The sequence below is a fragment of the Streptomyces sp. NPDC054783 genome (assembly GCF_053611725.1).
Genome location: NZ_JBSHAY010000016.1, coordinates 156,112 through 169,576, shown reverse-complemented (window position 1 = coordinate 169,576; position 13,465 = coordinate 156,112). Strand labels below are relative to the sequence as shown.

At 71.7% G+C, this 13,465-nt stretch carries 13 protein-coding genes; 12 read left to right on the top strand and 1 reads right to left on the bottom strand.

Annotation, left to right across the window (positions count from 1 at the left end):
• Positions 1-108: 108 nt before the first annotated feature.
• The 9 genes from ACWGJ5_RS26740 (at position 109) to ACWGJ5_RS26700 (ending at position 9,953) form a co-directional block, all read left to right on the top strand.
• Positions 109-1,347 (top strand): MurT ligase domain-containing protein, encoded by a 1,239-nt coding sequence (locus tag ACWGJ5_RS26740; RefSeq protein WP_228617148.1) that lies wholly within the window; start codon positions 109-111, stop codon positions 1,345-1,347.
• 29 nt (positions 1,348-1,376) lie between these two features.
• A complete protein-coding gene (locus ACWGJ5_RS26735; RefSeq protein WP_228617146.1) occupies positions 1,377-2,105 on the top strand; it encodes a type 1 glutamine amidotransferase in 729 nt (242 codons plus the stop codon).
• A 228-nt stretch (positions 2,106-2,333) separates the two neighbouring features.
• Positions 2,334-3,359: a 6-phosphofructokinase gene (locus ACWGJ5_RS26730; RefSeq protein ID WP_453312208.1), complete on the top strand. Its 1,026-nt coding sequence runs from the start codon at positions 2,334-2,336 to the stop codon at positions 3,357-3,359.
• A gap of 102 nt (positions 3,360-3,461) precedes the next feature.
• On the top strand, positions 3,462-4,412 hold the full coding sequence (locus tag ACWGJ5_RS26725; protein ID WP_453312207.1) for a cytochrome c oxidase assembly protein: 951 nt from the start codon (positions 3,462-3,464) through the stop codon (positions 4,410-4,412).
• 89 nt (positions 4,413-4,501) lie between these two features.
• The gene (locus tag ACWGJ5_RS26720; RefSeq protein ID WP_107093214.1) at positions 4,502-4,669 is read left to right on the top strand and encodes a hypothetical protein; all 168 of its coding nucleotides are present in this window, start codon (positions 4,502-4,504) and stop codon (positions 4,667-4,669) included.
• A 34-nt stretch (positions 4,670-4,703) separates the two neighbouring features.
• Positions 4,704-5,189 carry an Lrp/AsnC family transcriptional regulator gene (locus ACWGJ5_RS26715; RefSeq protein WP_228617141.1) on the top strand — a complete coding sequence of 162 codons (486 nt, stop codon included), beginning with the start codon at positions 4,704-4,706 and terminating at the stop codon, positions 5,187-5,189.
• A gap of 154 nt (positions 5,190-5,343) precedes the next feature.
• Positions 5,344-6,156 (top strand): dimethylargininase, encoded by an 813-nt coding sequence (ddaH, locus tag ACWGJ5_RS26710; protein WP_453312206.1) that lies wholly within the window; start codon positions 5,344-5,346, stop codon positions 6,154-6,156.
• Positions 6,153-7,373 carry an ornithine--oxo-acid transaminase gene (rocD, locus tag ACWGJ5_RS26705; RefSeq protein ID WP_453312205.1) on the top strand — a complete coding sequence of 407 codons (1,221 nt, stop codon included), beginning with the start codon at positions 6,153-6,155 and terminating at the stop codon, positions 7,371-7,373. Before ddaH ends, rocD begins: the two co-directional genes overlap by 4 nt.
• A 111-nt stretch (positions 7,374-7,484) precedes the next feature.
• On the top strand, positions 7,485-9,953 hold the full coding sequence (locus tag ACWGJ5_RS26700) for a SpoIIE family protein phosphatase (RefSeq protein ID WP_453312204.1): 2,469 nt from the start codon (positions 7,485-7,487) through the stop codon (positions 9,951-9,953).
• Positions 9,954-10,349: 396 nt separating this feature from the next.
• Here the strand turns inward: ACWGJ5_RS26700 and ACWGJ5_RS26695 are convergent, their stop codons facing one another.
• Complete coding sequence (locus ACWGJ5_RS26695) at positions 10,350-10,826, bottom strand: methyltransferase domain-containing protein (protein WP_453312203.1); 477 nt, start codon at positions 10,824-10,826, stop codon at positions 10,350-10,352.
• Between the two features lie 28 nt (positions 10,827-10,854).
• Between ACWGJ5_RS26695 and ACWGJ5_RS26690 the strand changes: the two genes are divergently transcribed.
• The 3 genes from ACWGJ5_RS26690 to ACWGJ5_RS26680 all read left to right on the top strand — a co-directional run bounded on the left by ACWGJ5_RS26690 (position 10,855) and on the right by ACWGJ5_RS26680 (position 13,165).
• Positions 10,855-11,343: a MerR family transcriptional regulator gene (locus ACWGJ5_RS26690; protein WP_453312202.1), complete on the top strand. Its 489-nt coding sequence runs from the start codon at positions 10,855-10,857 to the stop codon at positions 11,341-11,343.
• An 11-nt stretch (positions 11,344-11,354) separates the two neighbouring features.
• A complete protein-coding gene (locus tag ACWGJ5_RS26685; protein ID WP_453312201.1) occupies positions 11,355-12,080 on the top strand; it encodes a lysophospholipid acyltransferase family protein in 726 nt (241 codons plus the stop codon).
• A gap of 62 nt (positions 12,081-12,142) precedes the next feature.
• Positions 12,143-13,165: an NAD-dependent epimerase/dehydratase family protein gene (locus ACWGJ5_RS26680; RefSeq protein ID WP_453312200.1), complete on the top strand. Its 1,023-nt coding sequence runs from the start codon at positions 12,143-12,145 to the stop codon at positions 13,163-13,165.
• Positions 13,166-13,465: the final 300 nt, after the last annotated feature.

Here is a 13,465-nt window from a genome sequence, read left to right as displayed (position 1 = left end):
GGCGTGGGCCGGGATTCGGGTGTGCGAACGGATCTCGATAGGCTGAGGTCACACCACGCTGCCGGAGGGCCCCAGGCGCGGCGCGTACGCAAGGAGGATCGAGAACTGATGGCAGGCAACTCGGACCCGCTCACGCCGCGGGCCAAGCTGGCCGTGACCGCGGGCAAGGCGGTCGCTGCGGCATCGCGCGCCGCGGGGCGCGGCAGCGGGTCGGTGATCGGTGGCCGGGTCGCGCTGAAACTCGACCCCGACCTGCTCGCACGGCTCGCGCAGAACCTGGACGTCGTCCTGGTGTCCGCCACCAACGGCAAGACGACGACCACCCGGCTGATCGCCGAGGCGCTGCGCGCCGCGGGCCCGGTCGTGTCGAACGCGCTGGGCGCCAACATGCCGGCCGGTATCACCTCCGCGCTGGCGGGCGGCTCGGACGCGAAGTTCGGTGTCATCGAGGTCGACGAGAAGTACCTGGCCGGTGTGGCCCGGGACACCGACCCGAAGTGCATCGCCCTGCTCAACCTCTCCCGGGACCAGCTCGACCGTGCCGCCGAGACCCGGATGCTCGCCGAGAACTGGCGCGAGGGCCTGGCCGGCTCCAAGGCCGTCGTCGTCGCCAACTGCGACGACCCGCTGGTGGTGTGGGCCGCCTCCTCGTCCCCGAACGTGATCTGGGTCGCGGCCGGACAGATGTGGAAGGACGACGCCTGGTCCTGCCCGTCCTGCGGTGGCGTGATGCAGCGCCCCGGCGAGGACTGGTTCTGCGGTGAGTGCGGGTTCCGCCGGCCCACGCCGACCTGGGCGCTGTCCGGGGATCACGTGCTGGATCCGCACGGGTCCGCCTGGCCCATTCATCTGCAGCTTCCCGGCCGCGCCAACAAGGCGAACGCCGCCTCCTCCGCGGCGGTCGCCGCCGTCTTCGGGGTGCCGCCGCAGGTTGCCCTGGAGCGGATGTACCAGGTGCAGGCCGTCGCAGGACGTTATGACGTCGTGCAGTTCCAGAACCGCGATCTGCGGCTGCTGCTGGCCAAGAACCCGGCCGGCTGGCTGGAGACGTTCTCCCTGATCGACCCGCCGCCCGCCCCGGTGATCCTGTCCGTGAACGCCCGCGGCGCCGACGGCACCGACACCTCCTGGCTCTGGGACGTGGACTACACCCGGCTGACCGGCCACCCGATCTTCGTGATCGGCGACCGGAAGCTGGACCTCGCCGTGCGTCTGGAGGTCGCGAACCAGCACTTCCAGGTCTGCGACGACCTCGACCAGGCCGTGCAGATGTGCCCGCCGGGCCGGATCGAGGTCATCGCGAACTACACCGCGTTCCAGGACCTGCGCCGCCGCGTCGGCAACTGATCTTCTGATCCTCGAAGGGCGATCACCTCATGAGCGACAACCAACTGCGGCTGGTGTGGATCTACCCGGACCTGCTGAGCACGTACGGCGACCAGGGCAACGCGCTCGTCGTGGAGCGGCGGGCGCGGCAGCGCGGCCTGGACGTGGCCCGGCTGGACGTGCGCAGCGACCAGCCGATCCCGACCTCCGGCGACATCTACCTGATCGGCGGCGGCGAGGACCGTCCGCAGCGGCTGGCGGCCGAGCGGCTGCGCCGTGACGGGCACCTGTCCCGTGCGGTGCAGAACGGCGCGATCGTGTTCTCCGTCTGCGCCGGCTACCAGATCCTCGGCCACGAGTTCATCAACGACCTCGGCCAGCGCGAGCCCGGCCTCGGCCTGCTCGACGTGGTGTCGGTGCGCGGCGAGGGCGAGCGGTGCGTCGGTGACGTGCTCGGCGACATCGACCCGCAGCTGGGCCTGCCGCAGCTGACCGGCTTCGAGAACCACCAGGGTGTCACCCACCTCGGCCCCACCGCCCGCCCCTTCGCGCAGGTGAAGATCGGCAAGGGCAACGGCACCGGGGACGGCACGGAGGGTGCGTACAACGGGACCGTCTTCGGCACGTACATGCACGGCCCGGTCCTCGCCCGCAACCCGCAGATCGCCGACCTGCTGCTGAAGCTGGCCCTCGACGTCAACGCACTGCCGCCGATCGACGACCGCTGGTACGAGGCACTCCGCAACGAGCGCATCGCGGCTGCGCAGCAGCCTGCGTAGGTACCGCTGCGCAGCAGCCCGCCCGGGCGCGACTTCGGCGACGTTCCGGCGTGGTGCGGGCAGCCTCGTGGCGGGCCCGCCTGACGGGCCGTCCGCTCACATGTGCGGGCCCGTCCAGCAGGCGGACGCCCGCTACGGAGCCACCCCCTCACGCCGGTAGGGTGGCCGTGAATCCGCCGGACAACGTGGTCCGGTTTCCCGGCCCACGTTGAGAAGGTATTTCGGGCTATGCGCATTGGTGTCCTCACGTCCGGCGGCGACTGCCCCGGCCTGAACGCCGTCATCCGGTCCGTCGTGCACCGTGCCGTCGCCGACCACGGCGACGAGGTCATCGGTTTCCGGGACGGCTGGAAGGGCCTCCTGGAGTGCGACTATCTCAAGCTCGACCTCGACGCCGTGGGCGGCATCCTGGCGCGCGGCGGCACCATCCTCGGCTCCTCCCGGGTCCGCCCGGAGCATCTGCGGGACGGTGTCGAGCGGGCCAAGGGCCATGTCGCGGAACTCGGCCTGGACGCGATCATCCCGATCGGCGGTGAGGGCACGCTGAAGGCGGCCCGGCTGCTGTCGGACAACGGGCTGCCGATCGTGGGCGTGCCCAAGACCATCGACAACGACATCGCTGTCACGGACGTCACCTTCGGTTTCGACACGGCCGTCACCGTCGCGACGGAGGCCCTGGACCGGCTGAAGACCACCGCCGAGTCCCACCAGCGGGTGCTGATCGTGGAGGTCATGGGCCGGCACACCGGCTGGATCGCGCTGCACTCCGGCATGGCGGCCGGCGCCCACGCCATCGTCGTCCCGGAACGGCCCTTCGACATCGAGGAGTTGACGCAGCGGGTCGGTGAGCGGTTCGAGGCGGGCAAGCGGTTCGCCATCGTGGTCGCGGCCGAGGGCGCCAAGCCGAAGGCCGACACCATGGACTTCGACGAGGGCGGCAAGGACATCTACGGCCACGAGCGCTTCGCCGGGATCGCCCGGCAGCTGTCGGTCGAACTGGAGCAGCGGCTCGGCAAGGAGGCGCGTCCGGTGATCCTGGGTCATGTGCAGCGGGGCGGCACGCCGACGGCGTACGACCGGGTGCTGGCGACCCGTTTCGGCTGGCACGCGGTGGAGGCCGTGCACCGGGGTGAGTTCGGGCGGATGACGGCTCTGCGCGGGACCGACATCGTGATGGTGTCGCTGGCGGAGGCGGTCGAGACCCTCAAGACCGTCCCGGTGGAGCGGTACGACGAGGCGGAGTGCGTCCTGTAGTTCGCCCGAGAACAACCCGCCCCCGGTCACGGCAGTGACCGGGGGCGGTTCTACTCTTGGGGCGGACAACTCGCACAACCCCCACGAATCAGGAGCCGCCGGATGGATCACAGCGGACACGGCATGATGATGGATCTGCCGCCGTTCACGCTGGGGCGGGGGCTCCAGTGGTCGGCGGATCCGTTCTTCCTCGTGGCCTGCCTGGCCGGGCTCGCCCTGTACGGCTGGGGTGTCGTACGGCTGCGGCGGCGGGGGGACGCCTGGTCCGCGGGCCGCACGGTGTCGTACGTCGTCGGTGTGCTGACCGTCGCCCTGGTGATGTGCACCAAGCTGAACGACTACGGCATGGTGATGTTCAGCGTGCACATGGTGCAGCACATGGTGATCAGCATGCTGTCGCCGATCCTGATCCTGCTCGGCGCCCCGGTCACGCTGGCGCTGCGGGCGCTGCCGACCGCCGGCCGGGGCCGCAAGGGCCCGCGCGAGCTGCTGCTGGCGCTGCTGCACAGCCGCTACATGCGGATCGTCACGCACCCGGCGTTCACGATCCCGATGTTCATCGCGAGCCTGTATGTCCTGTACTTCACCCCGTTGTTCGACTTCCTGATGGGGTCGAGGGCCGGGCACATCGCGATGATGGTGCACTTCTTCGCCGTGGGCATGGTGTTCTTCTGGCCGATCATGGGCGTCGACCCGGGTCCGTACCGCCCGGGGTACGTGATGCGGATGCTGGAGCTGTTCGCGGGCATGCCGTTCCACGCGTTCTTCGGTATCGCGCTGATGATGGCCACGGAGCCGATGGTGGACACCTTCAAGCACCCTTCGGCCTCCCTCGGCATCGACGCGCTGTCCGACCAGAACGCGGCCGGCGGGATCGCCTGGGCGTTCAGCGAGATCCCGTCCGTGCTGGTGCTGATCGCGCTGCTGTTCCAGTGGTACGGCTCCGAGCAGCGACAGGCCAGGCGCAAGGACCGGGCCGCGGACCGGGACGGCGACAAGGAGCTGGAGGCGTACAACGCCTATCTGGCCTCGCTCAACGCACGCGAGAGCTGAGCCGCACGCGAGAGCTGGTGCGGAGCCGTCCCGTCCGGCCGAGAACCGGGGCACCATGGTCATGGACGGACCAAGAGGAGGGTGTCGCGATGCCCGGTTCCACGAACGGTTCCACCAAGGCGATGGGGGCTCTCACGGTCGGCGGGCTGGTCGTCGTGACCGCCTACACGGTCGCGCTCGGCAGCAACGGCTGGCTGTGGTTCGGATGGGTGGTGCTGGGGCTGCTGACGCTCGCCATGGTCGTCACCCAGTCGTGAGGCCGGCCGCCCCGGGGCTGACTACAGTTCCCGCATGAACAGCAGGACCACCTCGTTCGACGACCTCGACCGCAAGATCATCACCGCCCTGATGGCGAACGCCCGGACCAGCTTCGCCGAGATCGGCGCGGACATCGGGTTGTCCGCGACCGCGGTCAAGCGGCGCGTGGACCGGCTCCGGGAGACCGGGGTGATCACCGGGTTCACGGCGACGGTCAAGCCCGCCGCGCTCGGCTGGCGCACCGAGGCCTACGTCGAGGTCTACTGCGAGGGGGCGGCTCCGCCCCGACGGCTGGCGGAGGTGGTGCGCAACCATCCGGAGATCACGGCGGCCATGACGGTCACCGGCGGCGCCGACGCACTGCTGCACGTGCGGGCGCGGGACGTCGAGCACTTCGAGGAGGTGCTCGAGCGGATCCGGGTCGAGCCGTTCATCCGGAAGACGATCAGCGTGATGGTGCTGTCCCACCTCCTCCCGGAAAGCCCGGAAGCCGGCGCGACCCACGCCGCACCGGAATGAGTCGAGCCATGCGCAGGAGTCCTGCGTGTACGCCCTGAAGAACGCAGCGATGCTGCGCATCCACGCAGCTCTTGTTTCTTGTCGGCCGTCTGCCTCCCTTTCTACCGTGGTGTGCATCCCCAAGTGACACATAGCAAAGCGGAGGAAACCCTCTGTGTCCGAAAGCCGTGCCCAGCGTCCTCGGCGCTTCCTCGTCTGCGAACCCAGACACTTCGCCGTGCAGTACGCGATCAATCCCTGGATGCAGCCCGACAAGCCGGTCGACGTGGACCTCGCCCGGGAGCAGTGGCAGACGCTGATCCGCGCCTACCGCGACCACGGGCACACCGTCGAGTCGGTCGAGCCGGTCCCCGGCCTGCCCGACATGGTCTTCGCCGCCAACGCGGCGGTCGTGGTCGGCGGCCGGGTCTTCGGTTCCCTGTTCCACGCGCCGGAGCGGCGCCCGGAGTCGCTGCACTACGACACCTGGTTCAAGACGGCCGGCTACGACGTCCACCGCCCCGAGTCGGTGACCGAGGGCGAGGGCGACCTGGTGTGGACGGGCCGGTACGTGCTCGCCGGCACCGGGTTCCGCACCACCCGTGAGGCGCACCGGGAGGCACAGGAGTTCCTCGGTCATCCGGTGATCGGCCTGACCCTGGTGGATCCGTACTTCTACCACCTGGACACGGCGCTGTTCGTCCTCGACGACGACAACATCTGCTACTACCCCGAGGCGTTCTCGGCCGGCAGCCGCGAGGTGCTGCGCCGGCTGTACCCGGACGCGGTGCTGGCCACCCGCGACGACGCGATGGCGTTCGGCCTGAACTCCGTCTCCGACGGACAGAACGTCTTCATCGCCCCCCAGGCCGAGGCGCTCGCCGAGCGGCTCGCCGACCACGGATACGCCCCCGTCCCCGTCGACCTGTCCGAGTTCCACAAGGCCGGCGGCGGCATCAAGTGCTGCACCCAGGAGATCCGCTCATGACCGCACCCCCGCGCACCCGTACGTCCGACGACCTGATCCGTGCGGAGGAGCCGGTCCTGGCGCACAACTACCACCCGCTGCCGGTGGTGGTCGCCCGCGCCGAGGGCACCTGGGTGGAGGACGTCGAGGGCCGCCGCTACCTGGACATGCTCGCCGGCTACTCGGCCCTGAACTTCGGCCATCGCCACCCCGCGCTGATCGAGGCCGCGCACCGCCAGCTCGACCAGCTGACGCTGACCTCCCGCGCCTTCCACAACGACCGGCTCGCCGGGTTCGCCGAGCGGCTCGCGGAGCTGACCGGCCTGGACATGGTGCTGCCGATGAACACCGGCGCGGAGGCGGTGGAGAGCGGCATCAAGGTGGCCCGCAAGTGGGCGTACGACGTGAAGGGCGTGCCCGCCGACCGGGCGACGATCGTGGTCGCGGCGGAGAACTTCCACGGCCGTACGACGACCATCGTCAGCTTCTCCACGGACGACACGGCCCGGGCGGGCTTCGGCCCCTTCACGCCCGGCTTCCGGATCGTGCCGTACAACGACCTGGCCGCACTGGAGGAGGCCGTCGACGAGACCACGGCGGCCGTGCTGATCGAGCCCATCCAGGGCGAGGCGGGTGTCGTCATCCCGGACCACGGCTATCTCGCCGGGGTGCGCGAGCTGACCCGCCGCAAGGGCTGTCTGTTCATCGCCGACGAGATCCAGTCGGGCCTCGGCCGCACCGGCCGCACCTTCGCCGTCGAGCACGAGGACGTCGTACCGGACGTGCTCCTGCTCGGCAAGGCGCTGGGGGGCGGGATCGTGCCGGTGTCGGCGGTGGTGGCCCGGCGCGAGGTGCTGGGGGTGCTGCACCCGGGCGAGCACGGCTCCACGTTCGGCGGCAACCCGCTCGCGGCGGCGGTCGGCACGGCCGTGATCGAGCTGCTGCAGACCGGTGAGTTCCAGCGCCGGGCCGCCGAGCTGGGCGTGCTCCTGCGGGACGGGCTGACGGAGCTGGCCGGCCGGGGCGTGGTGGGCTTTCGCTCCCGTGGCCTGTGGGCGGGCATCGACATCGACCCGGCGATCGGCACCGGCCGCGAGATCAGCGAGCGGCTGATGCGGGAGGGGATCCTGGTGAAGGACACCCACGGTTCCACCATCCGGCTGGCACCGCCGCTGACGATCACGGCGGAGGAGCTGCGCTCCGCGTTGGCGGCACTGGAGAAGGTGCTGGGTTCTTGACGTGGGTCGGGGGGTGGCCGCGGGCCGCCCCCCGACCACCGCTCGTCTGCCCGAAGGGTGAAGATTGAGCCAAGAGGGGGTAGACCACTCTCAGCTACAGAGAGGTCGGCCGTGGGCACTCACGAGGAGCAGGACGTCACCCGGCAGCGGTTCGACGTGGCCGACGCCGCACCCCTGCTGCTCGACGCACAGGGCGTGGTGACGAGCTGGACGCGGGGCGCCCAGCGCCTGCTGGCCTACTCGGCTGCCGAGGTGGTGGGCACCAGGGTGACCGGCCTGCTGTCCGCCGCGGACGCCGCGCGAGTGCCCGAACTGGCCGAGCGCTGCCGCAGGGACGGCGGCTGGGCGGGGCTGCTGACCGCACGGTGCAAGGGCGGGCAGCCGAAGCGGGTGATGGTGCGGATCACTCCGGCGGTGGAACCCGGCGGGGCCCCGCACTGGCTGGTTCTCGTCTCCGACGTGGCGGGGGCACGCGGCTGGGACATGAGCCGTGGGGTGCTGGAGCAGATGGTGACCTATGCCGCCGTCGGGATGGCCATCGTGGACACCGATCTGCGGTGCGTGTGGTCGAACGAGGCCCTGGAGCGGTACGGCGGCGGCTCCCCGGGCGAGCGGCTGGGCCGGCGGCTCGCGGAGATCCAGCCGGGCATCGACTCCGCCGACATCGAGGCGCAGATGCGGCACGTGCTGGAGACCGGCCGGCCGGTGGTCGGTTACGAGCATGTGGGCCAGGTGCGGTCCGCGCCGCACCGGGAGACGGCGCACATGATGTCGTTCACCCGCCTCGACGACGACCGGGGCCACCCGATGGGCGTGTACTACACGGTCGTCGACATCACCGACCGGCACCGAGCCCGGCAGCGACTGGCCCTGCTCGACCGGGCCGGCGAACAGATCGGCCGCACCCTGGACATCGTGCGGACGGCGCAGGAACTGGCCGACGTGGCCGTGCAGGACTTCGCCGACTTCGTCAGCGTCGACCTGCTGGATTCCGTGCTGCGGGGTGCGGAGCCCGAGCCGCCGAGCGACACGGACCAGGTGCCGCTGCGGCGGGCCGGGCACCAGTCGGTGAACCCCGGGGTCCCGGAGGCCGTCGTCGAGATCGGAGCGGTGGCCACCTACCTCGCCGGATCGCCCCCGATCCGCAGTCTGACCACGGGCCGGTCCTGGCGTGAGGAACGGCTGGACCCGCTGGCCAAGGAGTGGGCGACCGACATCCCGGGCGGCCGGGTCGCGACCTTCCTGGAACTCGGTGTGCACAGCGTGATGATCGTGCCCATCCGCGCCCGGGGCATCACGCTGGGCGTCACCACGTTCTTCCGGCGCCGCCGACCGGAGCCGTTCGACGAGGACGACATGAGTCTCGCCGAGGACCTGGTGTCACGGGCGGCGGTCTGCGTGGACAACGCCCGCCGCTACACCCGGGAGCGGAACGCGGCCCTGGTCCTGCAGCGCAACCTGCTGCCGCACCGGCTGCCCGAGCAGGACGCGGTGGAGGTGGCCGCCTGCTACCGGCCAGCCGACGAGCTGACCGGCCTCGGCGGCGACTGGTACGACGTCATCCCGCTGTCCGGTGCGCGCGTGGCCCTGGTCGTGGGCGAGGTGCCGGGGCACGGGATCGACGCCGCGGCGGCCATGGGGCGGCTGCGCACCGCCGTGCGCACCCTCGCGGCGCTCGACCTGCCGCCCGAGGAGGTCCTCGCGCACCTCGACGACCTGGTGGGGCGGATGGCCCGGGAAGAAGGCGTCCGGTCCGAGGACCCGGAGGCCGCCGGTATCCAGGCGGTGGGGGCGGGCTGCGTGTACGTGATCTACGACCCCGTCAACGGGTTGTGCACGATGGCCGCCGCCGGCCATCCCGCGCCCGCCGTCGTCCTGCCCGACGGCGCCGTCAGCTTCGTCGACCTGCCGCAGGGGCCGCCGCTCGGCGCGGGCGGTCCGCCCTTCGAGGCGGTCGAACTGACGCTGGCCGAGGGCAGCACGCTGGCCCTGCACACCGACGGGCTGCTGGTCCACGGTGACGACGGAGACGGTGCCGGGGCCGTCGCCGTGAACCGCGACCGGCTGCGCCGCGCCCTGGAACAGCGCGCCCCCACCCTCGACGCCCGCTGCCGGACCCTGGTCGACACGCTGGTTCCCGCCCGGCCGCACGACGACGTGGCCCTGCTGATGGCCCGCACCAGGCTGCTCGGCGCCGGCCGGGTCGCCGACTGGGATCTGCCCGCCGACCCGGCCGTGGTCGCCGACGCCCGCAAGGAGGCCACCCGGCAGCTGAGCGAGTGGGGGCTGGAGGAGTTGGCGTTCACCACGGAACTGGTCGTGAGCGAGCTGGTCACGAACGCCATCCGGCACGCGGACGGCCCCTTCCGGCTCCGGCTGATCAGGGAGCGGGCCGCAGTGATCTGCGAGGTCTCCGACGGCAGCGCCACCGCGCCCCATCTGCGCCATCCGCGCGCCACGGACGAGGGCGGCCGCGGACTGCTGCTGGTCTCCCAGTTCAGCCAGCGGTGGGGAACCCGCTTCGCCCCCGGCGGGAAGATCATCTGGGCCGAGCAGTCCACGACGGACCAGCCGGCCTGACCCACACGGCACGTGCACACCCCCCCATCGGGTGGGCCGCTGCTGTCTCCCGGGGAAGCGCTCCCTCTTCCTGGACGCCGGCTTGGCCGACGCGCTCGGCCGCAACCCTGCCCGGCCGGCCTGGTGGAGGGCACCGAGGCGTCGGGGAGAGCCCGGTGACCCCGGACCGCGCGCAGTCACGGCTCGCCGGACAACGCACCCGTGCCGCCTCCGACCGGCTCTTCGTGGCCCTGCCGTTGTGCGTGGGCTCGGCCACGGCGCCGGACCGTCCCTGATGCCCCCGCCGCACCGTGGGGCACAGCCGCACGATGACCAGCGCCGTGTCGTCGGCGGCGTAGTGGCGTGCGGACCGGGGCGCGGTGCCCCGGCCGGCGCGGGCCTGGACAAGGGTCCGGGTCAGCTCGGGGTCGTCGGAGTCGATGACGACGGTGTCCCAGTCCTGGCCGAGGAGCACGATCCGGCCGCGCGGAGCACCCGCCGTGCCTCCCCCAACGCCCGGGCCGGCTCGGCCAGTTCGTGGAACACCTTGCCCGCCCGCCGGGCGAGCATCGAACCGTCGGCCGGCGGCAGCGCGTAGGCGTCCGCCTGCCGCAGATCCGCATCCGGCCCCGTCGGCGGGCGCTCGTGGGCATCGGCTCGGCGGGGTCGATCCCGACCGCCCGAGCGCCCCGCCCGAGCGCCCCGCTCGGCCGGCTCCGCCACGGCCCCTCCGGTGCCGCAGCCGACGTCCACGACCGGCGCGCCGGGGCGCGGACGCAGCAAGGCGTACGAGTGGCGGCGCAGCCGCTCGGCGGCGGGGTGCCCCGCCATGGCGTCGGGTACGGCGGCGAATTCCGCGCCGGAGCACGGCTGTTGCTCTTCCGGCCTGGTCATGCCGGCCGGCGTGCGACTTAATGTCGGCATGAGGTCAACCGGCGGTTCGCCGCCCCTGAGCATCGGCGCACTGGCGGAGCGATTCGGCCCGGCCCCGCAAGCGGTGCGGCACTGGGAGGCCACGGGCCTCCTCACCCCCGCCCACGACGCGGCGGAACGGCGGCGGTACGGCCCCGCGGACGTCACCCGCGTCGCCGTGATCCTGCAGGCCAAGGAGGCCGACTGGCCGCTGGACGTCATCCGCTCGCTCACCGCGGCGGCGGATCCGGCGGCCGGACGGGCCGTACTGGAGGGCGAGGGGGAGGCGTTGTGCCGGCGGATCGCAGCGGCCCAGGCCTCGCTCGATCTGCTCGAGTGCGCGCTCGGCTGCGCCTACGAGGACATCGCCGCCTGCCCGCACTACCGTCAGGCTGTGCCCGCCCGCATCACCGGCGACTGGCTCGACGAACGGCATGGGCATGGCCGGTTGCGGTTACAGATGACGACAGGCGCACGCGGCGTGGGCTGGACGAGGTAAGGGGCGAGCCGTTGTTCTACTACCTGCTCAAGTACGTGCTGCTGGGTCCCCTGCTGAGACTGTTCTTCCGGCCCCGGATCGAGGGGCTGGAGAACGTGCCGGACTCCGGCCCCGCGATCGTCGCCGGGAACCATCTGTCCTTCTCCGACCACTTCCTGATGCCGGCGATGCTCAGGCGCCGGATCACCTTCCTCGCCAAGGCGGAGTACTTCACCGGCCCGGGGCTCAAGGGCCGGCTCACCGCGTTCTTCTTCCGCAGCGCCGGGCAGATCCCGGTGGACCGCTCGGGCAAGGATGCGGGGCAGGCTGCGATCCGCGAGGGTCTGAAGGTGCTGCGCCGCGGCGAGCTTTTGGGGATCTATCCGGAGGGCACCCGTTCGCACGACGGCAGGCTGTACAAGGGCAAGGTCGGCGTCGCGGTGATGGCGCTGAAGGCCGGGGTGCCGGTCGTGCCGTGCGCGATGATCGGCACGTTCGAGGCCCAGCCGCCGGGGAAGGTCATCCCGAACATCCGCCCGGTGACCATCCGCTTCGGCAAGCCGCTCGACTTCTCCCGCTATGCCGGTATGGAGCAGGAGAAGGCGATCCTGCGGGCCGTCACGGACGAGATCATGTACTCCATCCTGACGCTGTCCGAGCAGGAGTACGTCGACGAGTACGCGGCCGTCGTCAAGGAGCGGCAGGCCGCCGAGACGGGCACCAGGGAGCGCAGGTTCCCGCGGGCGCCGCTCGGCTGAGCCGCCTCTGCCGACGGCAGAAGGGCCGCCGCCCGGGCCGCCGGCGTGCCTAGGCTCGCCGTATGAAGAGGGCTGTGGTGATCGGGGCGAGCGGGCAGATCGGCCGTCCGGCGGTGGCGGCGCTGGTACGGGACGGCTGGGAGGTGACGGCGGCCTCGCGGGGCGGCGGCCGGGACCGGGCGTGGGGCGAGGAGGTATGCACGGTCCGGCTGGACCGCTCCGACGACGCGGCCCTGGCCGCGGTGGTCGGCGACGGCTGCGATCTGGTGGTCGACATGGTCGCGTACGATGCCGCGCACGCACGGCAGTTGACGGCCCTCGCGGGCCGTGTCGGCTCGGCGGTGGTGATCTCCAGCGTGTCCGTGTACGACGACGGCGAGGGCCGGAACTTCGACACGCAGCACGAGCCGGAGGGCTTTCCGGCCTATCCGGTGCCGGTCCCCGAGACCCAGCCGACGGTGGCCCCGGGCGAGGCGTCGTACGGCACCCGCAAGGCCGCGCTGGAACACGAACTCCTCGCGGCCGCCGACCGGTTGCCGGTGACCGTGCTGCGGCCGGGCGCGGTGCACGGGCCGTACAGTCCGCTGGCCCGTGAGCTGTACTTCGTCAAGCGGAATCTCGACGGCAGACGCAGGCGCGTGCTGTCGTACCGGGGCGAGAGCCGGTTCCATCCGTCGAGCGCCCGGAACATCGCCGAGCTCGTCCGGCTGGCGGCGGCCCGGCCCGGTGCCCGGGTACTCAACGCCTGTGACGGCGAGGCGCCGACGGTGGCCGGGATCGGGACGGCGATCGACGCGGTGATGGGCGTGGAGACGAAGACGGCGCTGTTGGACGGTCCTCCCGACGGTTCCGTGGGGAGGACGCCTTGGTCGGTTGCACTGCCGGTCGTCTTCGACATGTCCGCCGCCCAGCGGGAGTTGGACTACCGTCCGGTGGTCTCCTACGCCGAGAGCCTGCCGGAGACGGTGGAGTGGCTGACGGACGCGCTCGCCGGGCGGGACTGGCGGGAGGGCTTCCCGCTCCTCGCCCGGGCGTATCCGGACCTGTTCGACTACCCGGCCGAGGACGCCCGGTTCGCGGTATGAGCGAAGGCGCGGATCGAGTCCCGACGGACGAGCAGGCCGGCGCGCAGGCGGCGTTTCGCGGAGCACCGTCCCGCACGGAGCGCCTCAGCTGGTCGTCGTCGATGTCGTTGACGCGGGTCGGCCTCCGCCCCGCACCGGTCCCTGCTCGTGGACACCGAAAGGTGGTTCCGGATCAGTCGAGACAGAACTCGTTGCCCTCGACGTCCTGCATGGCGAACGCCGAGCGACGCGCTGAGGGTCTGCGCAGTCGAAGGTGACCTGGAACTGCTTGATCGACGTCATCGGTCCATCGCAGAGGCG

Excerpts from the sequence above, each read along its gene's own strand:
- ACWGJ5_RS26740 (WP_228617148.1), top strand. The coding sequence starts at position 109 with ATGGCAGGCAACTCGGACCCGCTCACGCCGCGGGCCAAGCTGGCCGTG.
- ACWGJ5_RS26735 (WP_228617146.1), top strand. The coding sequence starts at position 1,377 with ATGAGCGACAACCAACTGCGGCTGGTGTGGATCTACCCGGACCTGCTG.
- ACWGJ5_RS26730 (WP_453312208.1), top strand. The coding sequence starts at position 2,334 with ATGCGCATTGGTGTCCTCACGTCCGGCGGCGACTGCCCCGGCCTGAAC.
- ACWGJ5_RS26725 (WP_453312207.1), top strand. The coding sequence starts at position 3,462 with ATGGATCACAGCGGACACGGCATGATGATGGATCTGCCGCCGTTCACG.
- ACWGJ5_RS26720 (WP_107093214.1), top strand. The coding sequence starts at position 4,502 with ATGCCCGGTTCCACGAACGGTTCCACCAAGGCGATGGGGGCTCTCACG.
- ACWGJ5_RS26715 (WP_228617141.1), top strand. The coding sequence starts at position 4,704 with ATGAACAGCAGGACCACCTCGTTCGACGACCTCGACCGCAAGATCATC.
- rocD (WP_453312205.1), top strand. The coding sequence starts at position 6,153 with ATGACCGCACCCCCGCGCACCCGTACGTCCGACGACCTGATCCGTGCG.
- ACWGJ5_RS26695 (WP_453312203.1), bottom strand. The coding sequence starts at position 10,826 with ATGACCAGGCCGGAAGAGCAACAGCCGTGCTCCGGCGCGGAATTCGCC.
- ACWGJ5_RS26690 (WP_453312202.1), top strand. The coding sequence starts at position 10,855 with ATGAGGTCAACCGGCGGTTCGCCGCCCCTGAGCATCGGCGCACTGGCG.
- ACWGJ5_RS26680 (WP_453312200.1), top strand. The coding sequence starts at position 12,143 with ATGAAGAGGGCTGTGGTGATCGGGGCGAGCGGGCAGATCGGCCGTCCG.